Source organism: Marmoricola sp. OAE513 (genome assembly GCF_040546585.1).
Lineage (GTDB): Bacteria > Actinomycetota > Actinomycetes > Propionibacteriales > Nocardioidaceae > Marmoricola.
In genome coordinates, this window is sequence record NZ_JBEPOC010000001.1 from 1,464,425 (window position 1) to 1,489,904 (window position 25,480).

At 71.5% G+C, this 25,480-nt stretch carries 29 protein-coding genes and 1 tRNA gene; 15 read left to right on the forward strand and 15 right to left on the reverse strand.

Annotation, left to right across the window (positions count from 1 at the left end):
• Positions 1-9: 9 nt before the first annotated feature.
• Together ABIE44_RS07445 and ABIE44_RS07450 are read right to left on the reverse strand one after the other, a co-directional pair.
• Positions 10-528, reverse strand: coding sequence for a nitroreductase family deazaflavin-dependent oxidoreductase (locus ABIE44_RS07445; protein ID WP_209720038.1), 519 nt, complete (start codon positions 526-528; stop codon positions 10-12).
• An 11-nt stretch (positions 529-539) separates the two neighbouring features.
• Positions 540-839, reverse strand: coding sequence for a sigma-70 family RNA polymerase sigma factor (locus tag ABIE44_RS07450; RefSeq protein ID WP_209720035.1), 300 nt, complete (start codon positions 837-839; stop codon positions 540-542).
• A 79-nt stretch (positions 840-918) separates the two neighbouring features.
• Here ABIE44_RS07450 and ABIE44_RS07455 point away from each other — a divergent pair, with 79 nt between their 5' ends.
• On the forward strand, positions 919-1,806 hold the full coding sequence (locus tag ABIE44_RS07455; protein ID WP_209720032.1) for a DICT sensory domain-containing protein: 888 nt from the start codon (positions 919-921) through the stop codon (positions 1,804-1,806).
• 1 nt (position 1,807) lies between these two features.
• Here ABIE44_RS07455 and ABIE44_RS07460 read toward each other — a convergent pair whose 3' ends face one another.
• Positions 1,808-1,990 (reverse strand): hypothetical protein, encoded by a 183-nt coding sequence (locus tag ABIE44_RS07460; RefSeq protein WP_209720029.1) that lies wholly within the window; start codon positions 1,988-1,990, stop codon positions 1,808-1,810.
• Between the two features lie 132 nt (positions 1,991-2,122).
• Between ABIE44_RS07460 and ABIE44_RS07465 the strand changes: the two genes are divergently transcribed.
• On the forward strand, positions 2,123-3,055 hold the full coding sequence (locus ABIE44_RS07465; RefSeq protein ID WP_209720026.1) for an alpha/beta fold hydrolase: 933 nt from the start codon (positions 2,123-2,125) through the stop codon (positions 3,053-3,055).
• Here ABIE44_RS07465 and ABIE44_RS07470 read toward each other — a convergent pair.
• The 3 genes from ABIE44_RS07470 to ABIE44_RS07480 form a co-directional block, all read right to left on the reverse strand.
• Positions 3,052-3,501, reverse strand: coding sequence for an STAS domain-containing protein (locus tag ABIE44_RS07470; protein ID WP_209720023.1), 450 nt, complete (start codon positions 3,499-3,501; stop codon positions 3,052-3,054). The two genes, ABIE44_RS07465 and ABIE44_RS07470, sit on opposite strands and share 4 nt — an antisense overlap.
• On the reverse strand, positions 3,498-3,773 hold the full coding sequence (locus ABIE44_RS07475; RefSeq protein ID WP_209720020.1) for a hypothetical protein: 276 nt from the start codon (positions 3,771-3,773) through the stop codon (positions 3,498-3,500). Before ABIE44_RS07475 ends, ABIE44_RS07470 begins: the two co-directional genes overlap by 4 nt.
• Before the next feature lie 129 nt (positions 3,774-3,902).
• Complete coding sequence (locus ABIE44_RS07480; RefSeq protein ID WP_209720017.1) at positions 3,903-4,190, reverse strand: DUF3253 domain-containing protein; 288 nt, start codon at positions 4,188-4,190, stop codon at positions 3,903-3,905.
• A 65-nt stretch (positions 4,191-4,255) separates the two neighbouring features.
• On the opposite strand from ABIE44_RS07480, the gene ABIE44_RS07485 reads away from it, so the two are divergent.
• Genes ABIE44_RS07485 through ABIE44_RS07500 form a run of 4 tightly spaced genes read left to right on the forward strand, consistent with a single transcriptional unit; the run spans position 4,256 to position 8,224 of the window.
• On the forward strand, positions 4,256-4,552 hold the full coding sequence (locus tag ABIE44_RS07485) for a hypothetical protein (protein ID WP_209720014.1): 297 nt from the start codon (positions 4,256-4,258) through the stop codon (positions 4,550-4,552).
• 49 nt (positions 4,553-4,601) lie between these two features.
• Positions 4,602-6,881 carry a catalase gene (locus tag ABIE44_RS07490; protein WP_209720011.1) on the forward strand — a complete coding sequence of 760 codons (2,280 nt, stop codon included), beginning with the start codon at positions 4,602-4,604 and terminating at the stop codon, positions 6,879-6,881.
• On the forward strand, positions 6,878-7,717 hold the full coding sequence (locus tag ABIE44_RS07495) for an SDR family NAD(P)-dependent oxidoreductase (RefSeq protein WP_354437916.1): 840 nt from the start codon (positions 6,878-6,880) through the stop codon (positions 7,715-7,717). Before ABIE44_RS07490 ends, ABIE44_RS07495 begins: the two co-directional genes overlap by 4 nt.
• A 60-nt stretch (positions 7,718-7,777) precedes the next feature.
• Positions 7,778-8,224, forward strand: a complete 447-nt coding sequence (locus ABIE44_RS07500) for an SRPBCC family protein (protein WP_209720005.1) — start codon at positions 7,778-7,780, stop codon at positions 8,222-8,224.
• Here ABIE44_RS07500 and ABIE44_RS07505 read toward each other — a convergent pair.
• Genes ABIE44_RS07505 through ABIE44_RS07515 form a run of 3 tightly spaced genes read right to left on the reverse strand, consistent with a single transcriptional unit; the run spans position 8,205 to position 10,323 of the window.
• Positions 8,205-9,794, reverse strand: coding sequence for a phytoene desaturase family protein (locus tag ABIE44_RS07505; RefSeq protein ID WP_209720002.1), 1,590 nt, complete (start codon positions 9,792-9,794; stop codon positions 8,205-8,207). The two genes, ABIE44_RS07500 and ABIE44_RS07505, sit on opposite strands and share 20 nt — an antisense overlap.
• Positions 9,791-10,012 carry a hypothetical protein gene (locus ABIE44_RS07510; protein WP_209719999.1) on the reverse strand — a complete coding sequence of 74 codons (222 nt, stop codon included), beginning with the start codon at positions 10,010-10,012 and terminating at the stop codon, positions 9,791-9,793. The genes ABIE44_RS07505 and ABIE44_RS07510 overlap by 4 nt, the downstream gene beginning before the upstream one ends.
• A 35-nt stretch (positions 10,013-10,047) precedes the next feature.
• Positions 10,048-10,323, reverse strand: coding sequence for a MerR family transcriptional regulator (locus ABIE44_RS07515; protein ID WP_209719996.1), 276 nt, complete (start codon positions 10,321-10,323; stop codon positions 10,048-10,050).
• A gap of 96 nt (positions 10,324-10,419) precedes the next feature.
• Here ABIE44_RS07515 and ABIE44_RS07520 point away from each other — a divergent pair, with 96 nt between their 5' ends.
• The 6 genes from ABIE44_RS07520 to treZ all read left to right on the forward strand — a co-directional run bounded on the left by ABIE44_RS07520 (position 10,420) and on the right by treZ (position 18,747).
• Positions 10,420-10,848 carry an Hsp20/alpha crystallin family protein gene (locus ABIE44_RS07520; RefSeq protein ID WP_209719992.1) on the forward strand — a complete coding sequence of 143 codons (429 nt, stop codon included), beginning with the start codon at positions 10,420-10,422 and terminating at the stop codon, positions 10,846-10,848.
• A 79-nt stretch (positions 10,849-10,927) separates the two neighbouring features.
• Positions 10,928-11,176: a hypothetical protein gene (locus ABIE44_RS07525; RefSeq protein WP_209719988.1), complete on the forward strand. Its 249-nt coding sequence runs from the start codon at positions 10,928-10,930 to the stop codon at positions 11,174-11,176.
• A 324-nt stretch (positions 11,177-11,500) separates the two neighbouring features.
• Positions 11,501-12,403, forward strand: a complete 903-nt coding sequence (locus ABIE44_RS07530) for a hypothetical protein (protein WP_209719985.1) — start codon at positions 11,501-11,503, stop codon at positions 12,401-12,403.
• Positions 12,404-12,452: 49 nt separating this feature from the next.
• Positions 12,453-14,651: a glycogen debranching protein GlgX gene (glgX, locus tag ABIE44_RS07535; RefSeq protein WP_502912723.1), complete on the forward strand. Its 2,199-nt coding sequence runs from the start codon at positions 12,453-12,455 to the stop codon at positions 14,649-14,651.
• Positions 14,648-17,014 carry a malto-oligosyltrehalose synthase gene (gene treY, locus ABIE44_RS07540; protein ID WP_209719981.1) on the forward strand — a complete coding sequence of 789 codons (2,367 nt, stop codon included), beginning with the start codon at positions 14,648-14,650 and terminating at the stop codon, positions 17,012-17,014. The genes glgX and treY overlap by 4 nt, the downstream gene beginning before the upstream one ends.
• Complete coding sequence (treZ, locus tag ABIE44_RS07545; RefSeq protein ID WP_209719978.1) at positions 17,011-18,747, forward strand: malto-oligosyltrehalose trehalohydrolase; 1,737 nt, start codon at positions 17,011-17,013, stop codon at positions 18,745-18,747. The genes treY and treZ overlap by 4 nt, the downstream gene beginning before the upstream one ends.
• A gap of 96 nt (positions 18,748-18,843) precedes the next feature.
• Here the strand turns inward: treZ and ABIE44_RS07550 are convergent, their stop codons facing one another.
• Complete coding sequence (locus tag ABIE44_RS07550) at positions 18,844-19,440, reverse strand: hypothetical protein (protein WP_209719976.1); 597 nt, start codon at positions 19,438-19,440, stop codon at positions 18,844-18,846.
• 240 nt (positions 19,441-19,680) lie between these two features.
• On the opposite strand from ABIE44_RS07550, the gene ABIE44_RS07555 reads away from it, so the two are divergent.
• On the forward strand, positions 19,681-20,787 hold the full coding sequence (locus ABIE44_RS07555) for a carboxylate-amine ligase (protein WP_209719973.1): 1,107 nt from the start codon (positions 19,681-19,683) through the stop codon (positions 20,785-20,787).
• Here ABIE44_RS07555 and ABIE44_RS07560 read toward each other — a convergent pair.
• Entirely contained in the window at positions 20,724-20,903 is a 180-nt protein-coding gene (locus ABIE44_RS07560) for a hypothetical protein (RefSeq protein WP_209719970.1), read from the reverse strand. The two genes, ABIE44_RS07555 and ABIE44_RS07560, sit on opposite strands and share 64 nt — an antisense overlap.
• A gap of 89 nt (positions 20,904-20,992) precedes the next feature.
• Here ABIE44_RS07560 and ABIE44_RS07565 point away from each other — a divergent pair, with 89 nt between their 5' ends.
• Complete coding sequence (locus ABIE44_RS07565) at positions 20,993-21,397, forward strand: VOC family protein (protein WP_209719967.1); 405 nt, start codon at positions 20,993-20,995, stop codon at positions 21,395-21,397.
• Entirely contained in the window at positions 21,394-21,675 is a 282-nt protein-coding gene (locus tag ABIE44_RS07570) for a winged helix-turn-helix transcriptional regulator (RefSeq protein WP_209719965.1), read from the forward strand. The genes ABIE44_RS07565 and ABIE44_RS07570 overlap by 4 nt, the downstream gene beginning before the upstream one ends.
• A 55-nt stretch (positions 21,676-21,730) precedes the next feature.
• Here ABIE44_RS07570 and ABIE44_RS07575 read toward each other — a convergent pair.
• The 4 genes from ABIE44_RS07575 to tmk form a co-directional block, all read right to left on the reverse strand.
• Positions 21,731-21,803: transfer RNA gene (locus ABIE44_RS07575), tRNA-Thr, on the reverse strand.
• Between the two features lie 94 nt (positions 21,804-21,897).
• Positions 21,898-23,544 (reverse strand): alpha/beta hydrolase, encoded by a 1,647-nt coding sequence (locus ABIE44_RS07580; RefSeq protein WP_354437917.1) that lies wholly within the window; start codon positions 23,542-23,544, stop codon positions 21,898-21,900.
• A gap of 56 nt (positions 23,545-23,600) precedes the next feature.
• Complete coding sequence (locus tag ABIE44_RS07585) at positions 23,601-24,728, reverse strand: DNA polymerase III subunit delta' (RefSeq protein ID WP_209719962.1); 1,128 nt, start codon at positions 24,726-24,728, stop codon at positions 23,601-23,603.
• The gene (gene tmk, locus ABIE44_RS07590) at positions 24,725-25,357 is read right to left on the reverse strand and encodes a dTMP kinase (RefSeq protein WP_209719959.1); all 633 of its coding nucleotides are present in this window, start codon (positions 25,355-25,357) and stop codon (positions 24,725-24,727) included. Before tmk ends, ABIE44_RS07585 begins: the two co-directional genes overlap by 4 nt.
• Between the last annotated feature and the right edge of the window lie 123 nt (positions 25,358-25,480).

Consider the following 25,480-nt stretch of genomic DNA (forward strand, 5'->3'; position numbering starts at 1 on the left):
TCGGTCTAGTCAGATGCCGTGCTCGCCCTCAACCGGGACCAGCTCGAACACCTTGATCTCCCGGTCGGTCCGCTGCTCGTACTTCACGAAGTTCGGCCAGACCCCGACCATCGTCGTCCACGCCTCCGCGCGGTCGAGGTAGACGAGCCGACGGGCCGTCATGGTGGTGGTCTCGTTGCGGAAGCGAACCACCACCTCAGGCGTCGCCTCGATGTTCTTCACCCACAAGGGCTCACGCGGGCCGCCGAAGTACGACCCGGCGATGAGGATCCGGTCGCCGTCCGGCACGCACAGCAGCGGGTTGCTGCGCGGCAGGCCGCTCTTGCGACCGACGGTGGTCAGCATCAGGTTGGGCAGACCCGCGATGTCGAGGATGGTCAGCCGACCCCGGGTGGTCGCCTGCAGCAGCTTGTCGACCCGGACGATCAGGGGCAAGAGCTTCGGCATCCAGGAGATGGCGCCGACGCGCACGGCCAGCGGCTGGAGGACACCCGGACGACGCGGGGCGAACGTGATGGTGGTGGACACGGGAAACTCCTCTATCGGGGGGCGGTCAGGCTCAGGAGCCAGGCACGGGCGGACAGTCCCGACGTCGCGTGCTCAGCGGACCTCTCCCAGGCTTGGGCGTAGCGACGTCGTACGGCGGGCCGGGCCAGCTCCGCGCCGTAGCGTCGGACCTCCAGGCGCCAGACCAGGTGGCAGGTCGCGTCGTAGAACGCCATGAACGCGGCGTGGTCGCCCTGAGCGGCACCGGCGACCAGCGCACCGAGCTGTTCATCGTCGAGCCAGCCGCTGTCGCGGCGCGGGAGCGGTGTCACCGAGGCGAGCTGAGCACTCATGGCGGTCCTCCTGAGATCTTTGGCTTCATCTAACCTCAACATCAAACTTCAACGTCTTGTTTAGGTTAGGGTGTCGAGCATGGACCACGAGACCCCGGGTGCGCAACCCCTCACCGGCGACGGGCCGCAGCTCCTGACGATCGGTGACCTCGCGGAGCGCACGGGCCTGAGTCCGGCCGTCCTGCGGATGTGGGAGTCGCGGCACGGTTTCCCCGAGCCCCGTCGGCTCGCCAGCGGGCACCGTCGCTACACCGGCGTCGATGTCGAGCTGGTCCGGCAGGTGGTGCGACGCAGGGACAGCGGCATCCGACTCGAGGTGGCGATCGGGGAGGCGGCTGGCAGCAAGGCACCGGACTCACCGTCCGTCTTCGCCGAGCTCCGTCGACGGCACCCCGCGCTCCCCGTCCACCGGTTGCGCAAGTCGACCCTGATCGCGCTGTCCTGGGCGATCGAGGACGAGTGCTGCGCCCAGGCCGAGCAGCCCGTGCTCTTCGCAGCGTTCCAGCGCGGCGACTACTTCGAACCCTCGGCGCCCCGCTGGGCCGAGCTGGCGCGGATCGCTCGGTCGGCCATCGTCTTCGCCGACGACTGGGGCCCGAGCGCGGACGATCCTGGCGGCCCCGCCCGCGCGTCGCTGGAGGAGAACGCTCCGATGCGGCGCGAGTGGGCGGTCGTCTGCGACGCGCCGGACGCGGCGGCCGTCCTGTCGGCCTGGGAGCTCCCCGGGCAGACCACCGTGCCCGACCGGCAACGCATCTTCGAGGCCGTCTGGTCGGTGGACCCGGTGGCGGTCCGCGACGCCGCCCGGGTGGCCGCAGCCGTGGCCCTCGACGCCGGCGTCCTCGCGGCGCAGCCGTTGCTCTACGAGCTCGCTGAGGCACCAGCGCCGCGGGTCGTCACCCCGTCGGCCGTCACGGCTCTCTTCAGCCGTGTCGTCGCATACGCCGACCGCCTCTCGTCCCGCTGACTCAGGACGGGTCCTCCGGCCCGATCCCCGTGACCGGGTCGTCGTGGTGGTCGTCGTCCGACTCGCCCCCACCTGTGTCTTCGCCCGCGCCCTCCTGGTAGCCCTCCTGGCCGCTCAGCGGCGTGGTGATGCCGTTGCCCGGGGGCCCGGCGTCCTGGTCGTCGTTCTTCTGGGTGTCCGTCATGACAGTCCGGTACCCGGGCGCTGATCCACAAACGTCAGCACTGGCCGGGAGCCGAGGACCACGCCGGTGGTTCCCGCAACGCTGGGCGCCCCCGGGGCGGATGCGGCTGCGACGTTCGGGCACAGTGACGTCGTGAACAAGCAGCTGGCCCCGTGGCCCTCCCTCACCGACACCTTCCTCGACGTGAACGGGCGACAGGTGCGCATCCTGAGGTCCCCCGGCCGTCCCGCAGGAACCGAGCCCCAGCTCCTGGTCCACGGACTCGGTGGGTCCTCGGTGACCTGGGTCCCCGTGATGGAAGGCCTCGCCGCGCACGGACCGGTCGTCGCCGTCGACCTCCCGGGCTTCGGCCGGACGCCGATCACCGACGACCCTCTGACCGTGCAGGGCTACCTCGACTTCGTGGTCGACGTCGCGGACGCGCTCGGGTGGGACACGTTCACCCTGCACGGGAACTCGATGGGCGGCCTGATCGGCGCGCTCCTCGCGGTCCAGCACCCGGCTCGCCTGCGCCGTCTGGTCCTGGTCTCTCCCGCCCTCCCGCCGCGCTCGCCGCTCGACTTCCTCCGCCCCAGCAAGGTCACGGTGGCCGGGATGTTCCCGCTCCTGACCTCCAGCGTCACGGCTCTCGCGCTCGGACTGGTCGGACTGGCCGGCCCTGAGCTCGACGCGCGTCGGAACCGAGCAGCGCTCAGCCTCATCTATCCCGACCCCGACGAGGTCGCACCCGAGATGCTCGACCTGCTCGCCTCCGACTTCGCCGAGGACGTCGAGGGGGTCGACCGGCAGCGGGCGCTCGTCGCGGCGACCCGATCGATCGCGTGTCTGTGGGCAGACCCGAGGACCGCCTGGCGCGCCATCCGCGAGATCCGTACGCCGACACTGCTCCTCGGCGGGACGCAGGACGCGCTCGTGCCTGCACGGGTGCTGAAGTCCGTCGCCGCCGAGCGGCCCGACTGGGAGGACCGGATGCTCGACGACCGGCGGCACGCCCTGATGCTCGAGGACCCCGAGGCCTACCTGGAGATCTTCGACGCGTGGAGCGCGCCCGCGCAGGTCGCCTAGCGGTGCGGCTCGTCCACGCCCGCCCAGGTGGAGGGCGGGTCGCTGCCGGGGAACGACTCCGCACTCATCTCGTCTGCCAGCTCGTCGTCGTGGCGGTGCTCGGCCGGGCTCGCGGTCCGCGCCTCCGCGACGCTGTCGTACAGGCCGAGCACGGTGTCGAGTGCCGTGATCCGGAGCAGCTTGCGCACGTGGGGTCGCGCGCCGGCGAGTCGTAGCCAACCGCCCGCGCGAGTCGCCCGCTGCGAGGCGGAGACGAACTCACCGAGGGCGGTGGAGTCGACGAAGGTCGTCTGCGCGAGGTCCAGGACGATCCGGTCGTGGTCGGCCAGAGCGCCGCCGAAGGCGGTGCTGAGGATCTCGGCCGAGGAGAGGTCGAAGTCACCGACCGGAGTGAGGACGACAACGCCGTCGTCCTCCGTCCGCTCGATGTGCGGTGCGAGAGTCATCGGGAGACCTCCTGGTCGACGTGGAACCCGGCGCCCGCGAACTGGGCGTAGAACGAGCGGTGGAGCTCGGGCGGCAGCACGGTCTCGGTCCGCACCACGGCGGCGTAGGCGGCGACGTGCGTGTCCGGGTCGTGGGGATCCAACTCGCTGATGGATCGGGCTTCGGTGGCGGGCAGGGCGGCGCAGACCAGCCGGAGCAGGTCGATGCGCAGGTTGTTCTCGTCCATGACGAGGTCCTTCGAGGTGATCGTGCAGTCAGGCGGTTTCTTCACCGGACGGATCGGAATCCAGGCCGCGGCAGGTTAGGCCGTGCGTGCTCCTGAACTCACAAGTCCCTGCGCACCTGAGATTCCACCAACCACAGAGGGCGGGAACGCGAGGACCAGTACTGCACCTCCAACCTACACCCCGGGTTGCCGAAGGCCCACCCTGATCGGTCCGGAGACGGTCTCGAGGTCGACCAGCGTGCCCCGCTGGGTGATCACGACCTCACCGGTCTCGACGAGACGCCCTGCTGCCTGTCGTGCAGGCTCCATCAGCTCCCGCCACCCCTCGCCCTCTCCGCCCCGCGCGGCGTGCACGGCCCGCGCGGCTTCGGACACGCAGATCGTCTTGGCCGGTCCACGCACGGCGAGCAGGTCGAGGATGGATCGTTCGAGGGCGCGGTCGACCGGGTCGGGATCGCTCATGCCCTCATCGTGCCGCGGCACCCCAACCTCGTTTCGGTCGCCGTACGCCCGGGCACCGCACAGACGTGCCTCCGGAAGATAGCGCCGACGACCGCTACCTCGTCATCGACGGACGCCGGTGGCGTGCCACCGATCCTGCGATTCCCGAGGAGCGGCGCGACGAGCTGGTGCACCTGCTGATGGCGTGGCGGCGCGAGGTGCGACGCACCCGCGGTACGGGCGAGGAGCCGACCGCCCGCGCCGGGGTGCACGCCGCCAAGGTCGCCCTCGGCGAGCGCGGTGACCCGTGGTGGGAGCAGTCCGACGCCGAGCGTCGCGAGCGCTGGAGCACCCCGGTCCCGACGCCGGAGAACCGCGCCTGATTGTCCCGAGGTGCTCCGGGTACCGAGCCCGTCTACCGACGGAGGACCCATGGCAGCGACCGGCAAGGCAGTGCAGGCGATCAAGCGCGCGGGCAAGAACATCGTGGAGCAGGCGGCGGAGGCTGCTCTGCGCAGCGTCACCGGGAAACCGGGCACCGGCATCCCCGGGGTGCCCGCCCCGGCGCCGCCGTCGTACGACGAACCGACGCGGCCGAAGGAGCCGCTCGGCCAGAAGCCCGACCAGGCCGCGCCCGCGGCGGTCACAGCCACCGGCGGGTCTGCCGGTAGCGCCGACGGCCGTGCCCAGCAGGGCGCCTTCCTGACGACCTCCGTGGGAGTCCGGCTGCGCGACACCGACCACTCGTTGAAGGCCGGCGAGCGCGGACCGACACTCCTGCAGGACCACCACCTGCGCGAGAAGATCACCCACTTCGACCACGAGCGCATCCCCGAGCGGGCGGTGCACGCCCGCGGTGCCGGAGCGCACGGCGTGTTCGTGGGTTACGGCAACGCCAAGCCGGTCACGAGCGCCGGCTTCCTCGGCCGCAACGTCGAGACGCCGGTGTTCGTCCGCTTCTCCACCGTGCTCGGCTCGCGCGGCTCGGCCGACTCGGTGCGCGACACCCGCGGCTTCGCGACGAAGTTCTACACCGCCGAGGGCACCTTCGACCTCGTCGGCAACAACATCCCCGTGTTCTTCGTCCAGGACGGGATCAAGTTCCCCGACATCGTGCACGCCGCCAAGCCGCACCCCGACCGGGAGATCCCGCAGGCGCAGAGCGCCCACGACACCTTCTGGGACTTCGTCTCGCTGCACACCGAGGCCCAGCACCACACGCTGTGGAACATGTCCGACCGCGGTATCCCCCGCTCCTACCGGACGATGGAGGGCTTCGGGGTGCACACCTTCCGGCTGGTCAACGCCGAAGGAGCCACCTCGCTGGTGAAGTTCCACTGGAAGCCCGTCCTCGGCGTGCACTCGGTGACCTGGGAGGAGGCGCAGCTGCTCGGTGGCATCGACCCGGACTACCACCGCCGCGACCTGGCCGACGCGATCGAGTCGGGCGCCTACCCGCAGTGGGAGCTCGGCCTCCAGGTGTTCCCGGACACCGAGGACGAGACCTTCGCCGGCATCGACCTGCTGGACCCGACCAAGCTCGTCCCGGAGGAGCTCGCCCCCGTGCAGGCGGTCGGCCTGCTCACGCTGACGGCGAACCCCACCAACTACTTCGCCGAGACCGAGCAGGTCGCCTTCCACCCGGGCAACCTCGTGCCCGGCATCGACGTCACCAACGACCCGCTGCTGCAGGTGCGCCTCTTCTCCTACATCGACACCCAGCTGACCCGCCTGGGTGGCCCGAACTTCAACCAGATCCCGATCAACCGTCCGCACGCCCCGGTCAACGACATGCTGCGCGACGGTTTCCACCAGCACGCCGTGCACACCGGAGTGGCGCCGTACCGTCCGAACTCCCTCGACGGGGGTTGCCCCTTCCTGGCGGCCGGCCCCAAGGACCGGGCGTTCCTCGACGTCGCGGCGCGGGTCCCGGAGGCGGTCAAGGTCCGCGACCTCCCGGCCTCCTTCGAGGACCACTTCAGCCAGCCCCGGCAGTTCTGGCTCAGCATGACGCCGACCGAGCAGGAACACATCGTCGCGGCGTACACCTTCGAGCTGTCCCGCTGCTACGAGCAGACGATCAAGGAGCGCCAGCTCGCAGCACTGGCCAACATCGATCCGGACCTGGCCGAGCAGGTGGCCTCGGGCCTGGGGCTCGCGGCGCCGGGTCCGAGCATCACGCTGCTCGACTCCGACCCGAGCCCCGCCCTCACCCAGCTCGGGGGGTCCTGGCCCGTGGACGGCCGCATCGTCGGCATCGTGGTCGACGTCGACGCCCCCGCACGCGGGCTGAAGTCGGTGGTCACCGAGGTCAAGGCCGCCGGCATGGTCCCGCTCGTCGTGGCGGCCCGTGGTGGCGAGTACGGCGGGATGCCGGTGCAGCGGACCTTCGCCGCCACCCGGTCGGTCGAGTACGACGTGCTGCTGCTGGCCGGCGCGCCCGCACCCGGAGCGGACGCCAAGGCCGTTCGCGACGCCAAGGCCGGCGCCGAGACGGAGGTCCTGCTCGACCCGCGGGTCACCCTCCTCGTGCAGGAGTGCTTCCGGCACGCCAAGGCGATCGGCGCCTGGGGCAGCGGCGCCACGGCTCTCGAGCTCGCCGGGGTCGACGCCGCCGCGCCGGGAGTTGTGACGGGTTCGAGCGCGAGCGCCGTGCTCGGCGAGGTCGCGAAGCTGCTCGCCGAGCACCGGGTGTGGGAGCGGTTCGCATGACCGACGCCAGCACAGGAGCCGGCCCCGGCACCGGCGCCGCAGGAGCGGGCCGGGTTGTCCTCGTCACCGGCGCCTCCAGCGGCATCGGGCGGGAGACGGCGCTCCAGCTCGCGGCGCGCGGGGACTCGCTGGTGCTGCTCGCCCGCCGGACCGCCGAGCTCGAGGTGCTCCGCCGCGCCTGCCTGCGCACGGGGAGCCCGGAGGCGCTGGTCATCACCGCCGACGTGTCCGACGCCGACGCGATCGAGGAGGCCTTCACGACCGCTAGCGCCGAGATCGGCCCGGTCGACACCGTCGTGCACGCCGCCGGTGTCGCGGCGTACGGACGGTTCGAGGAGATCCCGGCCGCGTCGTTCGACCGGCTCTTCGACATCAACGTGGGCGGCACCGCGAACGTCGCCCGCTCCGCCCTGCGCCACTTCGACGCCCACGAGCTGACCGGCAACCTGATCCTCTTCGGATCGGTCGTCGGCCGGATCAGCACGCCGTACCTCTCGCCGTACGTCGCGAGCAAGTGGGCCGTGCACGGCCTCGTCCGCTGCCTCCAGGCCGAGCAGGCCCGCGGCGGGCACCGCGTCAGCCTGGTCGAGCCCGGTGGTGTCGACACGACGATCTACGAGAAGGCCGCGTCCTACCTCGGTGTCCAGGGCAAGCCGCCTCCGCCCGTCGACGACGCCGAGAAGGTGGCTCGCGCCACGGTCGCCCTGCTCGACCACCCCCCGCCGGGAGCGCTCGGTCGGTCTACTGAACCCGGTCATGTCCCTCGGCTTCCGGGCCTTCCCCGCCGTCTACGACCGGATCGTCGGACCGCTGATGTCCCGGCTCGCTCTCGCTGATGCCCCCGTCGTCGACCACGCGGGCAACCTGTTCGTCTCCGCCGCTGAGAGGACCCACGCATGAGTACCGCTGGAGTCGTGACCATCACCAGGGACGTCGCAGTCCCGGCCGCGACCGTCTGGGACGTGCTGTCCGACGGATGGCTCTACCCGCTGTGGGTCGTCGGCGCCGCGCGCATGCGCGACGTGGACGACCACTGGCCGTCCGTCGGCGCGCAGCTGCACCACTCGGTCGGCAACTGGCCGTTGCTGCTCGACGACAGCACCGAGGTGCTCGCGGTCGAGCCCGGCCGGATGATCACCCTGAAGGCCCGCGGTTGGCCCGCGGGCGCCGCCGAGGTGGTCGTCGAGGTCGAGGACCGCGGCCCGACCTCGCGGGTCCACATCCGGGAGGACGCCATCGAGGGGCCGGGCGTTCTGATGCCCAGGCCGTTGCGTCAGCTCGCGATCGCGCCGCGCAACCGGGAGGCCCTGCGACGGCTGGCGTTCATCGCTGAGGGTCGCTGAGCAGTCGACCCCAGGCACTGCGCAGGAGGCGCTTGCGCGCCGCGCCCGACCCGTGCAGCGCCGCCCGTGCGGCGTTCCACCCGCAGGCACCGTGCACGCCTCCGCCGGGATGCGCCGAGGCGCCGGCGAGGTAGAGCCCCTCGACCGGGGTCTCCGGACGGCCGAGTCCTGAGGTGGGACGGAAGACCAGCTGCTGGTGCAGGTTCGAGGTGCCGGCGTTGATCGCTCCGGAGACGAGGTTGCTATCCGCCGCCTCGAGGTCGTCCGGCCGTTGCACGTGCTCGGCCAGCACGAGATCGCCGAAGCCGGGCGCCTGATCCTCGATCTCCCGACGGACGCGGTCCACGAGCACGCTCACCGCTGCCGCGTCCTCGGCGACGGCTCGCGGGAGATGGGTGTAGGCCCAGGCGCTCTCGGTCCCCGCGGGCGAGCGCGTGGCGTCCGCCGTGGTCATCTGGCCGAACAGCACGAACGGGTTGCGGGGCAGCCGACCCGTGGAGAGGTCAGCGGCGTGGTCCACGAACCCGTCCACGTCGACCCCGAGGTGCACGGTGCCCGCAGGGTGCGCGTCCGCCGCGGTCCACGGCACCGGCCCACCGAGCGCCCAGTTGAGCTTCAGGGTGGGGTTGTCCCAGTGGAAGCGGTCCAGCGCTACGGCGAACCCGGCCGGCAGGTGCGCCAGGCCGACGAGGTCGGCGTACAGGGTCGGCGCGTCGACGTCGGCGAGGACCGCCTTCCCGGCGCCGATCCGCTCGCCACCCACGAGCCGGACGCCACTGGCACGGCTGCTGCTGATCTCGATGGAGGCGACCCGGGCCCCCGTGCGGATCTCACCGCCCCGGGAGCGCAACCGAGCAGCCAGCGCGTCGGCCAACGACTGGGCACCTCCGACGGGGACCGGGAACCCGACGTCCTGCCCGAGCATGCAGAGCAGCCAGCCGAACAGGCCGCTGCCGGCCGCGTCCGGGCCGACGTCGGAGTGCATCGCGTTCCCGGTCAGCAGCGCGGGCGCACCCCGGCCGGCGAACAGCTCGTCCCCCAGGCGCCGCACGGGGAGGACGCCGAGCCGCGCGAACTCCAGAGTGTCGGCGGTGCCGAGGCGGCGGAGCATCCGCGTGACGGCACGCACCGGGGGAAACGGCGTGAACAGCGCGTCGAGCAGCGGACCGCGCACGCGCTGCCAGTCGGCGACCAGGGCCAGCCAGGCATCACCGTCTCCCGGCGCGTCGCGCTCCAGCGCGGCAGCGGTCGACTCCGGGGTGCGCTGCAACGAGGCGCTTCCGCCGTCGGGGAAGACGTGGGTCAGCACGGTCGGCGCCTGGGTCCAGGAGAGACCGTGGTCCTGCAGGTCGAGCCCGGCGATCACCGGGGAGGCCGCAGCGAGCGGGTAGAACGCACTGAACAGGTCGTTGCGGAAGCCGGGCGCGGTCACCTCGGCGGTCCGCACCGCTCCGCCCACGACGTCGTTCGCCTCGAGCAGCACCACCGACCAGCCCGCGTCCGCCAGGGCGTTGGCGGCGACCAGTCCGTTGGGGCCGGCCCCGACGACGACGGCGTCGGCCGAGGTCACGGGACGTCGGTGTCCGCCTCGACGTCCACCGGACCACCGTCGGCCTCGATGGCTTCGACGAGCGCCCGGACGTCCCCGTCGTCGAGGGTCACGCCTGCCTCGTCGAGGCCCTTGCGGAGCTCCGCCTCGACGGTGCCCTCGGTGGCGCCGTGCTGCCAGGCGGTGACCCGGTCGACGACGGCCTGGATTGCTTCGCGCTCAGCGGCTTGATCAGTCATGCCGACGAGGTACCCGCGCGCACGGCGGCTATGCGTCAGCGACGCTTGAGTGCCGCCGCCCGCAGGCCTGCCACCTCGGCCTCGAGGGCCAGGACGCGCTCGATTCCGGCAAGGTTGAGGCCGTCGTCGAGCAGCTCGCGGATGTGCAGCAGCCGTGCCACGTCGTCGCCGCTGTACCGGCGGGTGCCCCCCTCGGTCCTCCCGGGCTCGACGAGGCCGTAGCGCTCGTACGCGCGGAGGTTCTGGATGCTCGTGTCTGCCAGGTCCGCCGCGACCGAGATCGCGTACAGAGGTTTCTTGGAGTTCTCCATCACCGGGCTTCTTGTCTGGAAGATGTTCCTTGTGCTACATAAAACCTATACCAGCCAGCACAGATCTGGCAGCCGACATGAACAAAGGAGGACATCATGCTTCTGCGCACCGCTGACCCGTTCCGTGACCTCGACCGCATCACCCAGCAGCTCCTGGGCACGACGAACCGTCCTGCGGTCATGCCGATGGACGCCTGGCGGGAGGGCGACACCTTCGTGGTGGAGTTCGACCTGCCCGGCGTCGCGAAGGACAGCATCGACCTCGACGTCGAGCGCAACGTCCTCACCGTCCGCGCGGAGCGCTTCGCCCGCAACGGGGACTGGGAGGCACTTGCCAGCGAGCGTCCGCGGGGTCACTTCAGCCGTCAGCTCATCCTCGGGGACAACCTCGACCTCGAGCGCATCGAGGCGTCGTACGCCGACGGCGTCCTGCGCCTGACCATCCCGGTCGCCGAGAAGGCCAAGCCGCGCAAGATCGAGGTCGCTCACCAGGGCCCGAGCGAGGCGCCCGCGCTGTCGGCCTGATCCCACCCACTCCTCGCGCCCACCCCGGGACTCGGCCCGGGGTGGGCTCGTCCCTTCACCCCGACCCAGGAGCCTGCACGTGCCCGACCCCCGCGCCGACCGAGCTCGCGGCCTCGAGGACCCCGAGCTCGTCACGACTCTGATGAACCTGATCCGCGACCAGCTGGGACCGGACGCCGACGAGATGGTGCACTACGCCGCGGACGACACCGCGACCTTCTGCGCCCTGGCCCTGGGCGAGATCCAGCGCGGCAGGCTGACCGTCCCGGAGCAGGTGCGCGTGGCGCTGCAGCGTGGCCTGGCGTGGACCTCCGACGTCACGGAGTAGGCGGTTCCGACGGACCGGTCCGGTTGGTAGGGCAGTCCGGGTTGACGCAGATCCGGTCGTCGACCGTCGGATCCCCACCCCCGACGAAGCCGTCCTCAGGGCCGACCGGCCCGTCCACGTTAGCGACGTCCACCGGCTCCGCGGTGCGAAGGCGCACCTCGGACCCGCACTCGCGGCAAGGTTCGAAGTCGAAGTACACGGAGATGGAGTACCCCGCCCTGGAATGCGCATGAGCATGGTGCGGGCCGTTCCGGGTACCTCGGGGCCGACGTAGTACAGCCTGCGTCGCGGCCACCCTCCCCGGAGCCCGACGAGAGTCCGACGATGCTCGCCTACTACCTGCACCGCTCGAGGCCTGCGGCACTCGACAGGGCCCGTGCCGTGATCGCAGCGATGCCGCCGGAGACCACCGTGGTCTCGCCTGCGCCCGTGCCGTGGGGTTGGCCCGGGCCGTGGGCCCAGGTCGGCGGCGATGAGCCCGCCTCCTGGGCCGACTGGACCACGACGCACCAGCCCGACCTGGTGATCGTCGACGGCCCGGTCGAGCACGTGCTCGCCGTGCGCGAGCTGGACGTCCCGACCGCGGTGCTGGCAGAACCCGGGACCGACGGGGCGGCGTACGCGACGGCAGACCTGGTCTTGGCGCCGTGGGCGCCCGGTCCACCTCGGCCGGCGACGCAGGCGCCGGCCCCCACGATCCACCTGGGCGCGCTCGGATGGGCGGCGTCATCGGCAGCGGCGCGGCTGACGACCGGGTCGCTGCCCACCCCGCAGCGCCCGAGCTGCGTGGTGCTCTCGGCCAGCGGCGGCGGACCCGGACCACGGGAACGACGGGACGTCGTCCTCGGTGCATCGCGGTGGGCCTGGTGGTTCGCACCCGAACGCGACCTGCTGCAGCCGTTCGAGCCCCTGTGGGACCGTCTCGCGGGCGCGGATGTCGTCGTGTGCGCGGCCACCTCTTCCAACCTCGCTGCAGCGGCCGCGACCCGGACCCCGGCGGTGCTCGTCGTACCGGCGGGAGCGCCTGCGTCGCAGAGGTTCCTGGCGGACGTCGCCGCCCGCACCGGCGCCGCGATCGTCACGGCCGAGCCCTCCGGGCCGGCGTCCTGGCGAGAGCTGCTGGCGCAGGCGCACCGACTCCGCAGGGACGCCTGGGACCGGTGGGACCCGCGGCCGGGCCTGGAGGAGCTCCGGTCGTTCGCCGGAGTGGGCCTCGCCACTGCGTGAGAACCCTTGGCGCGGGTACGAGAACCCACCCGACGCTTGGAGAACGGCCTTGGACAACGGCCCTGTGAACACGGTGACCACCTGGCCCGGAGCGGCGTACCCGCTCGGTGCCACCTTCGACGGCAGCGGAACCAACTTCGCCCTCTTCAGCGAGGTCGCGGAGAAGGTCGAGCTCTGCCTCTTCGACGTCGATGCCGACGGGCGCCGGAGCGAGACCCGGGTACCCCTGACCGAGGTCGACGGCTTCGTCTGGCACGCCTACCTTCCCCAGGTGCAGCCCGGGCAGCTCTACGGCTACCGGGTGCACGGCCCGTGGGACCCCGCTCAGGGCCTCCGCTGCAACCCGAGCAAGCTGCTGCTCGACCCCTACGCCAAGGCCACCGCCGGGGACATCGCCTGGGACCCCAGCCTGTTCTCCTACCGCTTCGACGCGCCCGAGGAGCGCAACGACGACGACTCCGCGGACCAGATGGTGCTGGGCGTCGTGGTCAACCCGTACTTCGACTGGGAGGGCGACCGCCGCCCGCGGGTCCCGTACGCCGAGACGGTGATCTACGAAGCGCACGTGAAGGGCCTCACCCAGCTCCACCCCGCCGTGCCGGAGGACCTCCGCGGCACGTACGCCGGGCTCGCGCACCAGGCGGTGACCGACCACCTGAACCGTCTGGGCGTGACTGCGATCGAGCTGATGCCCGTCCACCAGTTCGTGCACGACGACGTGCTCACCCAGAAGGGGCTCCGCAACTACTGGGGCTACAACACGCTCGGCTTCTTCGCGCCGCACGCGGGCTACGCCTCGGCGGCCGCCGTGGCGGTTCCGGGGCAGCAGGTGCAGGAGTTCAAGTCGATGGTGAAGGCCATGCACGCGGCCGGCATCGAGGTCATCCTCGACGTGGTCTACAACCACACCGCCGAGGGCAACCACCTCGGTCCGACGCTCAGCTTCAAGGGCATCGACAACGCCGCCTACTACCAGCTGGTGGCCGACGACCGGCAGTACTACATGGACTACACCGGCACCGGGAACTCCCTCAACGTCGGGCACCCGCACTCGCTGCAGCTGCTGATGGACTCCTTGCGCTACTGGGTCACCGAGATGCACGTCGACGGGTTCCGCTTCGACCTGGCCTCGACCCTGGCGCGGGAGTTCTACGAGGTCGACAGGCTGGCGACCTTCTTCGAGCTGGTGCAGCAGGACCCGGTGGTCAGCCAGGTGAAGCTGATCGCCGAACCGTGGGACGTCGGGCCCGGTGGGTACCAGGTCGGCAACTTCCCGCCGCAGTGGACCGAGTGGAACGGCGCCTACCGCGACACCGTGCGCGACTTCTGGCGCGGCGAGCCGGCTCTCGGGGAGTTCGCCAGCCGGGTCGCCGGCTCGGCGGACCTCTACGAGCACTCCGGGCGACGACCGGTCGCCAGCATCAACTTCATCACCGCCCACGACGGGTTCACGCTGCACGACCTGGTCTCCTACGACCAGAAGCACAACGAGGCCAACGGCGAGGACGGGAACGACGGTGCCGACGACAACCGGTCCTGGAACCACGGGGTCGAGGGGCCTACCGACGACCCCGCGATCCTCGAGGCCCGGGCGCGGGACCAGCGCAACTTCCTGGTCACCCTGCTGCTGAGCCAGGGCGTGCCGATGCTGCTGCACGGCGACGAGCTGGGGCGCACCCAGCACGGCAACAACAACACCTACGCGCAGGACTCCGAGATCGCCTGGATGCCGTGGGAGAACGTCGACACCCCGCTGCTGGAGTTCACCGTGTCGCTGGCCAAGCTGCGCCGGGAGCACCCGACCTTCCGTCGGCAGCGGTTCTTCACCGGCACCTCCGTGCGTGCCGGCGACCGCCTCAACGACATCGTCTGGCTCCACCCCGACGGCCGACCGATGGAGGACGACGACTGGCAGGACGGCTCGGCGACGCTCGGCATGTACCTGAACGGACACGGCATCGCCGGCCGCGACGCCCGTGGCGAACCCATCCTCGACGACCACTTCCTGCTCTACTTCAACGCCGGCGATGACGTCGAGCTGACCCTGCCGCCCGGCGAGTACGCCGAGGAGTGGGAGGTCGTCATCGACACCGGGGGGTCGCTCGCCGACGCCGGGACGCTGCGCGCCGGTGAGGTGGTCACGGCGGCGAGCCGCACGACGCTCGTCCTGCGCGAGCACCACGGACCCGAGGTCGAGACCGACGACTCGGCCGCCGCCTCTGCGGCCGCGATGGCAGCCGACGCATGACCCGGACGCCCTCGAACACCTACCGGCTCCAGATCACCGAGACCTTCGACCTGTTCCGGGCGGCCGAGGCGCTGCCCTACCTCGCCGAGCTCGGCGTCGACTGGGTCTACCTCTCGCCGCTGCTGGCGGCGGAGCCGGGGAGCGACCACGGCTACGACGTCGTCGCCCACGACCACGTCGACGAGTCGCGGGGTGGGGCCGCCGGGCTGGCCACCTTCGAGCAGGCGGCGCACGAGCTCGGCATGGGCATCCTCGTCGACATCGTCCCGAACCACGTCGGGGTGGCGACCCCGCACGAAGATCCGTGGTGGTGGGACGTGCTCCGGCACGGCCGGGAGTCCGCCCACGCGCACGCGTTCGACATCGAGTGGGCAGCCGGGGACGGACGGATCCGGATCCCCGTCGTCGGCGACGACGACCAGTCGGAGGGCGCCGGCCCGATCGCACACCTGCGCCTGGTCGAGACCGACGACGGCGGCGAGCTCGCCTACCACGACCAGCGCTTCCCGATCGCTCCTGGCACGTGGCTCGACGGCGACGACGCGGACACCGTGCACGCCCGCCAGCACTACGAGCTGGTCAACTGGCACGTCGCGGACGACGGCCTCAACTACCGGCGCTTCTTCGCGGTGAACACCCTGGCCGCGGTGCGTGTCGAGGTCCCTGACGTCTTCGCCGACTCGCACGTCGAGATCAAGCGCTGGTTCGACGAAGGACTTGTCGACGGGCTCCGGGTCGACCACCCCGACGGCCTGCGCGACCCGGGCCGCTACCTCGAGGACCTGGCGGACCTCACCGGTGGTGCCTACGTGCTGGTGGAGAAGATCCTCGAGACCGGCGAGTCGTTGCCATCGGGGTGGGCGACGCAGGGGACGACCGGCTACGACGCCCTCGGCGTCGTCGACCGGGTGCTCACCGATCCCACCGGCCAGCCGCCGCTGGACGCGCTCGAAGCACGGTTGCGCGGCGCGGCGGTGGACTGGCCGGCGCTGGTGCACGACTCCAAGCGCGCCGTGGCCGACGGCATCCTCGCCTCCGAGGTCAACCGGATCACCCGCGAGGTCCGACGGGTTCTGCCTGGGCGCCGGCTCGACGAGATCGCTGATGCGGTCGCCGAGCTGATGGCCTGCTTCCCGGTCTACCGGTCCTACCTGCCCGAGGGACGCGACCACCTCGACGCGGCGCTCGACGCCGCCCGTCGGTACCGCCCTGACCTCTCTCCCGTGCTGGACGACCTGCTCCCGGTGCTCGCCGACCCCTCCGCAGCACCGGCCCAGCGGTTTCAGCAGACCACCGGCATGGTGATGGCCAAGGGCGTCGAGGACTCGGCGTTCTACCGCTGGTCCCGGCTGACCTCCCTCAACGAGGTCGGCGGCGACCCGTCGGTCTTCGCCGTCACCCCGGACGACTTCCACCTGTGGGCGTCGGAGCGGCAGCGCCTCTGGCCGACGGCGATGTCGGCCGGCTCCACGCACGACACCAAGCGGGGCGAGGACGTCCGTGCTCGGATCACCGCGATCAGCGAGCTGCCGGGGCTGTGGGGACGGAACCTGGACGACCTGTTCGCGCTGCTCTCACCGCCCGATCCCGGCTTCGCGAACCTGCTCATCCAGGCCGTCGTCGGCGCCTGGCCGGCGCGTGGTGCCGACGGGGCGCTGCCGGACGACTTCCGCGCGCGCCTGCACGGGTACGCCGAGAAGGCGATGCGCGAGGCGGGCGACCGGACCACCTGGACCGAGCCCGACGCGGCGTACGAGGCGGCCGTGCACGCGCTGGTCGACGCGCTCCTGGACGACCCTGCCGCGCACGCCCTCGTCGTCGAGCTCGTCGAGGTCCTCGCCGCCCCCGGTTGGAGCAACGGGCTGTCCTCCAAGCTGTTGACCCTCACTCTCCCCGGCGTGCCCGACGTCTACCAGGGCAGCGAGCTGTGGGAGCAGAGCCTGGTCGACCCCGACAACCGCCGTCCCGTGGACTTCGCCGCCCGCGCCGCGCTGCTCGACGTCGAGCCACGGCTCGGCACCGACCCGGACGACCCCGGGGTGGCGAAGCTCGCCGTGACCCGGGCCGCGCTGCGTCTGCGACGGGACCGACCCGAGCTCTTCGACGGGTACGTCGCGCTGGTCGCCGACGGTCCCGCCGCGCAGCACGTCATCGCGTTTGACCGCGGTGGCGCGATCAGCGTGGTCACCCGGCTGCCGGTCGGCCTCGCTGCCCGCGGCGGGTGGGAGGGCACCGAGCTCGTGCTGCCTGCCGGCGACTGGTTCGACCAGCTCGGTGGCCGCCGGTTCTCCGGCACGGTCCCCGTCGGCGACCTGCTCGCCGACCTGCCCGTGGCCCTCCTGGTCAGGGAGGCCGCAGCATGACCCGATCTGAACGCGGCCGCTTCGACCTCTGGGCGCCGGTTCCCGACCAGGTCCGGCTGAGCATCGAGGGGGACGTCGTCGCGATGCGCCGCGGCGACGACGGCTGGTGGACACCCGCGCAGGCGGTGGCCGACGGTGAGGTCGACTACGGCTACCTCCTCGACGACGACCCGACCGTCCTCCCGGACCCGCGCTCGCGCCGCCAGCCGGACGGCGTGCACGGCCGTTCCCGGACCGACGACCCCGCCACCTTCGCGTGGACCGACAGCAACTGGCCCGGCCGCCCGCTGGAGGGTTCGGCGATCTACGAGCTGCACGTAGGCACCTTCACCCCTGAGGGCACCTTCGACGCCGCGCTCGACAAGCTCGACCACCTGCTCTCCCTCGGCGTCGGCTTCGTCGAGCTGATGCCGGTCAACGCGTTCAACGGCACCCACAACTGGGGGTACGACGGCGTGCTCTGGTCAGCGGTCCACGAACCGTACGGCGGCCCGGCCGGCTACCGCCGCTTTGTCGACGGCTGCCACCGTGCGGGGCTCGGCGTCATCCAGGACGTCGTCCACAACCACCTCGGTCCGTCCGGCAACTACCTCCCCCGGTTCGGGCCGTACCTCAAGACCGACGGCCGCAACACCTGGGGCGACCTGATCAACCTCGACGGCGAGGCCAGCCACGAGGTGCGTCGGTTCATCCTCGACAGTGCGCTGATGTGGTTCCAGGACTTCCACGTCGACGGGCTGCGGCTCGACGCGGTGCACGCACTCGAGGACGCCTCCCCGGTGCACCTCCTCGCCGAGCTCTCCGCCGAGGTCGATCTCCTCCAAGCCCGTCTCGGCCGTCCCCTGACGCTGATCGCCGAGTCGGACCTCAACGACATCGCGATGGTGACGCCCCGCGACGAGGGTGGGCACGGCCTCACGGCCCAGTGGAGCGACGACTTCCACCACGCGCTGCGCGTCGCGTTCACCGGGGAGGCCTCGGGGTACTACGCCGACTTCGCCGACCAGGACGCCCTGGTCAAGGTCTTCAACGAGGGGTTCTTCCACAACGGGACGTACTCCTCGTTCCGCGAGCGCGACCACGGCAGACCGATCCCTACCGGCACGACGCCGAGCTCGAGGCTGGTCGTCTACAGCCAGAACCACGACCAGGTCGGCAACCGCGCTCGCGGCGACCGGCTGACCGAGCACCTGGACGAAGAGCAGCTGGTCTGCCTGGCGATGCTGACGCTCACCTCGCCGTACACGCCGATGCTCTTCCAGGGCGAGGAGTGGGCGAGCAGCCGGCCCTTCGCGTTCTTCACCTCGCACCCGGAGGCCGACCTGGGTCGTGCCGTGGCCGAGGGCCGCGTCGCGGAGTTCGCCCGGATGGGCTGGGATCCCGCCACGGTCCCCGACCCGCAGGACCCCGACACGTTCGCGCGCTCGAAACTCGACTGGGACGAGCTCAGGTCGGGGATGCACGCCCGGGTGCTGGCGGCGTACCAGGAGCTGGCCAAGCTGCGCGCCACGCAGCCGGACCTGCTGACGCCCTCGTTCGGCCGCGCGAGCAGGGACGACGACGGGTTGCTGACCCTACGGCGTGGCTCGCGCACCGTGCTGGCCGCGCTCGGCGACGAGCCCGTCACGCGCGAGCTGGAGCCGGAGGCCGAGCTGCTCTTCGTGACCGGACCCGGCGCCCGCCTGGAGGGCACCCGGCTGACCCTCGCACCGGGTTCAGGAGCCGTGGTTTAGGCACCTCCGCGCTGGGTACTTCCCGCGCACCGGCGGACCCGGAGAGGGGTCGCGATTACGCATCCGGCGCAGCCCCGGGTTTCCGCCGTCCAGATCTCACCAGGACACCGTCGTGACGACCCGCGTCACCGACGGCGAGGCAGGCGTCGAGGAGAACCCGAACCGCGGCGACGGCCGCACCGGACGCAGCTCGCCGAGGTCCGCACCGTCGAAGGAACCGGACAGGGCGGTCACGGCACGGTGGTCGGTGGCGCCGTAGTACTCCCGACGACCGCCTCCGGCGGTACCGCGGGTACGCACGCCTCGCAGGACGACGCGCGCGACCAGGTCGGTGACCGTGCACCAGGCAGGACTCTCCGCGATCCGCGCCGGCACCAGGCGCAGCAGCAGACCTAAGGACGTCCGGCTCCCGAGGGTCACCTCGAGGACCAGCGACCTCGACCGCACCGACCACGCGTCCGGAGCCGTCTCCACGCGCACGTCCTCGATCCGCACGCTGTCGAAGGAGTACGTCGACTCCACGAACTCCGCGACCTGAGCGCTGGGCGCGAGCAGGACGCGGTGCCCCGCTGCCGTCTCCACCATCACGTCGGCGAAGGCACCCAAGGGTGAGGACGTCCACCGCCCGACGACCACCCGGACGCCGCTGCTGCTCCCGACGCCGACGATCTCCCCACGGAAACGGTTGCGCACCAATTCCCGCCCCTTCCTACGACCCGGTCGACGCCCACCTTGCCACTCCGCCCCAGGCACGCCCCAGTCCGCATCGGTTGCGGTGCCGACCACGGGGTACGGCCAGGTCATGGCCCCCGAACAGACCGTCGCCGCCGAGGTCGTGCTGGATCGCGCCGCCCTGGAGAACCTGCTGTCCGCGATCGAGGCCGACCACGGGACGTGCGACCTCGCGAAGCTGCTGAGCTGAGCGGGCCGGCCGTGTCCGCCGCCCTGGCCTCCGAGGAGTTCCTCCCCGGCGGTGAGTTCACGGTCGGGGCGGAGGAGGAGCTGGTGCTCCTCGACCAGGCGGGCGGGCTGCTGCGCTCCGGCGCCGAGGAGGCCGTCGCATCGGTACGGCGGGCGGTGCCGCCGGGCACGGGCACCGTCTCCGTCGAGCTCTTCGCCTCGCAGATCGAGTTCGCGACGGGCATCTGCGCCGGTGCGGACGGCGTCGAGGAGCAGCTGGCAACCATGCGTTCGGCCTTCTTCGCCACCGGCGGCCGCGCGATGGCGGTCGGCGTCCACCCGGCGGCACCGTTCGGCGACGCAGCACTGACTGCGGGACCTCACTACGACCAGGTGGCCCGAGACCTGGCCGGCCTGCTGCGCACGCCCACCTCGGCCCTCCAGGTGCACGTGGGCCTGCCCGACGTCGCGGCGGCCCTGGCGGCGTACAACGGGATCCGGCACCGGCTCGTCGTCCTCCAGGCGCTCGCCGGCGCTTCGCCGTTCTGGCACGGCCGGGACTCGGGCTTGGCCTCGACCAGGTGGGCGGTCATCAGCTCCTATCCCCGAGGCGGGGTGCCGCCGCACCTGGCGACCTGGGAGGAGTACGCCTCGCGCGTGCGGGCCACGGCCGCGTCCGCCGGAACCGACGACCTGAACCAGGTCTGGTGGGACGCGCGACTGCGACCGGCGCTGGGGACGATCGAGATCCGGGTGATGGACGCGCAGCCCTCGCTGCAGGTCGCGGCCGGGTTGGTCGCGCTGGCCCAGGGGCTGGTGAAGCACGCGGTCGAGCATCCCCGGAGGTGCGAGCTCCCTCACGAGGTCCTCGGCGAGAACAGCTTCCGGGTGGCCCGACACGGCCTGGAGACGACCGTGGTCGACGTGGACGGCGCCACCCGACCGGTGCGCGACGTGGCGCTGGTCGCGCTCCGCGACGCCCGGTCAGCGCTCGTGCCCGAGGGCCACGACGATGCTCTGGAGGTCGTCGAGAAGCTGCTCGCCGACGCGACCGAGCCGGCCCGCCAGCGCCAGGTTCACGAGGACCGCGGTATGGACGGGTTGCTGGAGGACCTGGTCTCCCGGACCTGTGCGCGGTGAGCCCCCGTCAGCGCACGCTTGCGGTACCTCGCGGCGTCGCCGAGCGCCCACGCGATCACGGCCACGCCGGCAACCAGGACGAACAGGACGACGGCGACGGTCTCGGTCATGGACATGGTCCCTTCCTACCCCAACCCCGCCTGCGCGAACCTGCTCACCCGCACGGACCTTGACGACCTCACTTGCATTTTGCAAGTATCCAGCCATGAGCCTCTTCATCACCTGTCCGGTCGAGAGTGTCGAGCGCGCGACTGCCTTCTACACCGCCCTCGGCTGGACCCTGAACCCCGAGATGTCGGACCACAACGTGTCGTGCTTCGCGATCGCGCCCGACCAGTACGTCATGCTCGGCAGCCGCGAGATGTACGCGAGTGTCGGTGGAACCGAGGAGCTCGTCGGTCAGGCGGACACCCCCTCGAAGGTGACGGTCTCGTTCGACCTCGGCAGCCGCGAGGCGGTCGACGAGCTCGTCGAGCGCGCCGGTTCCGCGGGCGGGCGGATCGGTGACACCGACGACTACCCGTTCATGTACCAGCGCCAGTTCGACGACCCCGACGGGTATCACTACTCGCCGTTCTGGATGAAGCCGGACACCGATCCGACGACGTGAGCGACCTCGCCGCTGCGCTCGAGGTCGTCGGAGCACGGTGGGCGCTGCTCATCGTGGAACAGCTTCTCGACGGGCCGAAGCGGTACGGCGACCTCCAGCGCGACCTGGGCGTCCCGACCAACATGCTCGCCACCCGCCTGCGGGAGCTCGAGGCGGCCGGCGTCCTCACCCGCCTCCCCCTCCACCACAACACCCGGGCCTACGCCCTCACCGAGCGCGGCCTGGCCCTCCAGGAGGCGATCGTCGCCCTCGGCGACTGGGCGCGCGAACGCACCTAGCGGAGAACGGAGAAGCCCCTGACCTGCATCGCTGCAGGTCAGGGGCTTCTCGCTGAGCCGCCTATCGGAATCGAACCGATGACCTAATCATTACGAGTGATTCGCTCTACCGACTGAGCTAAGGCGGCGCGGTGCCCGACCGTTCAGTCAGGCACGCCGCACGAGTATAGGGGCGAGGACGGGGACGGGCGAAACCGAGTCTCGACTACGCTCGACCACCGGCTAGCACTTCAGGTCGACCTGGGGGCGGTCCCCCGAGATCAGCCACTTCTCGACCGCGTCGTCCACGCACGAGTTCCCGCGCCCGAATCCGGTGTGGCCGTCGCCGTCGCGGGTGATCAGCTGGCCGGAGTCCAGCTGTGCGGCGAGCGCCTGCGCCCACACGAGCGGCGTGGCCGGGTCGCGGGTGGTGCCGATGACCACGATCGGCGGGGCACCCTTGGCGTGCAGGGCGACGGTGCGCTGGCCGCTGCGGATCGGCCAGTTCGAGCAGGTCGCCAAGCTGTACGCGAACGCTCGCCCGAAGGTCGGGGACGCCTTCTCGAACTCGGGGAACCGGGCCGCGACGTCCTTGGTCGCGATGTAGTCGTTGTGGTCGAGGCAGTTGACGGCGTACAGGGCTTCCATGGAGTTGTCCCGGAAGCCCTTCGGGCCGCGCGCGGTGTACCGGTCGGCCAGGCCCAGCAGTCCGGACCCGTCGCCGGTGCGCATCGCCGAGCGCAGCGCCTGGGTCAGGTCGGGCCAGAGCTCCTTGACGTACAGCGGAAGCCAGATCCCCAGCATCCCGAGGCCCTCGGTCAGCTCGCGGCTCTCGCCGGTCTGCAGGGGCTTCGCATCGAGGTCGTCGAGGAAGGCGCGGACCTTCCTGGCGCCACCGTCGACGGTGCTGCCGAGGTAGCACCCCCCGGCGTCGATGCAGTCCTTGATGTAGGCGCGCAGCGCGGTCTCGAACCCGCGCCCCTGCTCCAGCGAGAGCTTCTCGTTCGACAGCGACGGGTCGATCGCGCCGTCGAGCACGAAGCGACCGACGTTCTTCGGGAACAGGTCGGCGTACGTCGCCCCCAGGAAGGTCCCGTACGACGACCCGAGGTAGTCCAGCTTCGACTCGCCCAGCGCTGCCCGCAGCACGTCCATGTCGCGGGCGGCCTCCTTCGTCGACATGTGCCGGGCGAGCTCGCCGCTCTCGTCCAGGCAGCCCTGGCCGAAGCGGCCGAGCAGCCGGTCCATCGACGCTTCCTCCGCCGGGTTGTCCGGGTCGGGGTCGAACGCGACGACCTCGTCGAGTCCCGCTGTGTCCAGGCAGGCCAGCGGGTCGCTGGACGCGACGCCGCGCGGGTCGAAGCCGACGATGTCGAAGTAGCGGGTCAGGGCGTTGCCGAACTGGAGCGGCCCGGCCGCGGCGAACTCGGTCCCTGAACCACCCGGGCCCCCGGGGTTCACCACGAGCGAGCCGACCCTGTTCTTCTCGTCCGTCGCCGGCACCTTGAGCACCGCGATCCCGATCTCGGCGCCGTCCGGCTTCGTGTAGTCCATCGGCACCTTGAGCGTGGCGCAGCGGTTCTCCCCGCACCTCTTCCACCGCAGCTTCTGGTCGTAGTAGCGGTCCAGGGAGGGCTCGGTCTCCGGCAGCGGAGCAGTGCTGCTGGGAGCAGGGGTGAAGGTCGGACCGGCGTTGCCACCGTCCAGCGGGTCCTCGGAGTCGGAGACCAGCAGCCAGGCTCCGACACCTGCACCGACGAGGGCGAACACCAGCAGGCCGACGAGGATGCCGAGCAGGACGGGGTTGCCGCTCCGCGACTCCTCGCCCTGCGGACCGACCGGCTCGGACGGGGGCGGCGGGACAGGCGGACCCGGCGGCGTGAGCGACATGCCTAGAGCCTAGGCAGGTGGGCCGAGAATCCCGCTCGGATCACCGTCGTTTCGACTCAGACCTTGAGCGCCATCATCAACGACTCGAGCGCGAGCACCGGCGCCACGTTGAACTCCAGCATCTGCTCGCGCGCCTCGAACACGGCGTCGATCCGGCGCAGGTTCTCCTCCGGCGTGGTCTTGCGGGCGAGCTGCTCGACATCGGGTCGGATCTCCTCGTTGACCACCGGAGAGTTCGAACCGAGCTGCAGGGTAAGGGCGTCGCGGTAGACCGAGACCAGGTCCATCAGCCCGCGGTCGACCACGTCCAAGTGGCGGCGCTTGGCACGCATCTTCTGGTCGCGCTCGAGGGCCTTCAGCGCCGGCCCGTACTCGCGCGGGCGGCGCCCGCGCTCCACGACGCCGTACGCCGCGTCGAGCTCCTCGCGCTCGCGGGCGTCGTGCTCGACCGTCATCGCGTCGGCCTCCTGCTTGGCCAGGTCGTTCACCGAGGCGGCGGCCGTGAGGCACTCACGCAGGTCGGTCATCTTCACCGGGAGCCGGATCAGCTCACGCCGCCGGTCGCGGGTCTCGGCGTCCCGGGCCAGGGCTCGCGCACGCCCGATGTGTCCCTGGCTGGCCCGGGCGCAGTAGTCGGCGACCTGCGGGTCGACGCCGTCTGTGCGGACGAGGAACGCCGCCACGTCAGCCGGGCTCGGGGTGGCGAGCACGACCAGCCGGGACCGCGACCGGATCGTCGGGAGCACGTCCTCCACGGTCGGCGCGCAGAGCAACCACACCGTGCGCTCGCTCGGCTCCTCGATCGCCTTGAGCAAAGCGTTCACGCCCTGCTCGTTGAGCCGGTCGGCATCCTCGACCACCATGATCTGCCAGCGCTGGCCGGCAGGCGAGAGCGCCGAGAACCGGACCAGCTCGCGCACCTCGTCGACCTTGATGATCAGCTTCTCGGTGCGGGTGACGTTGACGTCCGGGTGCGCGCCGATCGCGACGCTGTGGCACGAGTGGCAGGTGCCGCAGCCGCCCTGCTCGCACTGCAGCGCTGCCGCGAAGGCGAGCGCCGCGTTCGAGCGACCGGAGCCCGGGGGTCCGGTGAACAGCCAGGCGTGGGTCATGTCGCCGGCGACCGCGTTCTTGAGGATCTCGATGACCGGCTTCTGGCCGACCAGGTCGTCGAACACGCTCACAGCAGTGCCTCGACCCGTGCGCCGATCGCCGCGGCGACCTCCTCGATCGTCCCGCTCGCGTCCAGCACCAGGTAGTGCTCGGCGTCCGCCGCAGCCAGGTCGAGGAAACCCTGCCGCACACGCAGGTGGAACTCCAGCGGCTCCCCCTCGATCCGGTCGCGCTCGGCGAACCGGGTCAGCCCTGCAGCAGGGTCGAGGTCCAGCAGCACGGTCAGGTGCGGACGCAGGTCACCGGTCGCCCAGCGCAGCACCCGCTCGAGCTCGGCAGGCTCCAGCGCGCGGCCGGCTCCCTGGTAGGCGAGCGAGGAGTCGACGTACCGGTCGGTGATGACGACCTCGCCGCGCTCGAGCGCCGGGCGGACCATCTTGTCGAGGTGCTCGGCCTTGTCCGCGGCGTACAGCAGGGCCTCGGTGCGGTCGTCGAGGTGGCCGGTCTCCGGGCTGAGCACGATCTGACGGACCTTCTGCCCGACCTCGGTCGCGCCGGGCTCGTGGGTCAGCAGCACCTCACGGCCGAGCTCGGTCAACCGCTGCGCGAGCAGCTTCGCCTGGGTGGACTTGCCGCCGCCCTCGCCGCCCTCGAAGCAGAGGAACAGGCCGCGCTCGGCATACACACCCGGGTAGGACACACGCACAGACTAAAGGTGACCCCGGACAACCCGCGCACGGACTCAGCCCCCGTCGAGCCGACCCGTCGGTTCTGTGCAGGTTCGCGGAGCGAGCCCGCGAGCAAGCGCACCTGCACAGAAGCG

Coding starts and splice junctions, on each gene's coding strand:
- ABIE44_RS07450 (WP_209720035.1), bottom strand. CDS start 839: ATGAGTGCTCAGCTCGCCTCGGTGACACCGCTCCCGCGCCGCGACAGC.
- ABIE44_RS07455 (WP_209720032.1), top strand. CDS start 919: ATGGACCACGAGACCCCGGGTGCGCAACCCCTCACCGGCGACGGGCCG.
- ABIE44_RS07460 (WP_209720029.1), bottom strand. CDS start 1,990: ATGACGGACACCCAGAAGAACGACGACCAGGACGCCGGGCCCCCGGGC.
- ABIE44_RS07470 (WP_209720023.1), bottom strand. CDS start 3,501: ATGACTCTCGCACCGCACATCGAGCGGACGGAGGACGACGGCGTTGTC.
- ABIE44_RS07480 (WP_209720017.1), bottom strand. CDS start 4,190: ATGAGCGATCCCGACCCGGTCGACCGCGCCCTCGAACGATCCATCCTC.
- ABIE44_RS07490 (WP_209720011.1), top strand. CDS start 4,602: ATGGCAGCGACCGGCAAGGCAGTGCAGGCGATCAAGCGCGCGGGCAAG.
- ABIE44_RS07495 (WP_354437916.1), top strand. CDS start 6,878: ATGACCGACGCCAGCACAGGAGCCGGCCCCGGCACCGGCGCCGCAGGA.
- ABIE44_RS07500 (WP_209720005.1), top strand. CDS start 7,778: ATGAGTACCGCTGGAGTCGTGACCATCACCAGGGACGTCGCAGTCCCG.
- ABIE44_RS07510 (WP_209719999.1), bottom strand. CDS start 10,012: ATGACTGATCAAGCCGCTGAGCGCGAAGCAATCCAGGCCGTCGTCGAC.
- ABIE44_RS07515 (WP_209719996.1), bottom strand. CDS start 10,323: ATGGAGAACTCCAAGAAACCTCTGTACGCGATCTCGGTCGCGGCGGAC.
- ABIE44_RS07520 (WP_209719992.1), top strand. CDS start 10,420: ATGCTTCTGCGCACCGCTGACCCGTTCCGTGACCTCGACCGCATCACC.
- ABIE44_RS07530 (WP_209719985.1), top strand. CDS start 11,501: ATGCTCGCCTACTACCTGCACCGCTCGAGGCCTGCGGCACTCGACAGG.
- treY (WP_209719981.1), top strand. CDS start 14,648: ATGACCCGGACGCCCTCGAACACCTACCGGCTCCAGATCACCGAGACC.
- treZ (WP_209719978.1), top strand. CDS start 17,011: ATGACCCGATCTGAACGCGGCCGCTTCGACCTCTGGGCGCCGGTTCCC.
- ABIE44_RS07560 (WP_209719970.1), bottom strand. CDS start 20,903: ATGTCCATGACCGAGACCGTCGCCGTCGTCCTGTTCGTCCTGGTTGCC.
- ABIE44_RS07565 (WP_209719967.1), top strand. CDS start 20,993: ATGAGCCTCTTCATCACCTGTCCGGTCGAGAGTGTCGAGCGCGCGACT.
- ABIE44_RS07580 (WP_354437917.1), bottom strand. CDS start 23,544: ATGTCGCTCACGCCGCCGGGTCCGCCTGTCCCGCCGCCCCCGTCCGAG.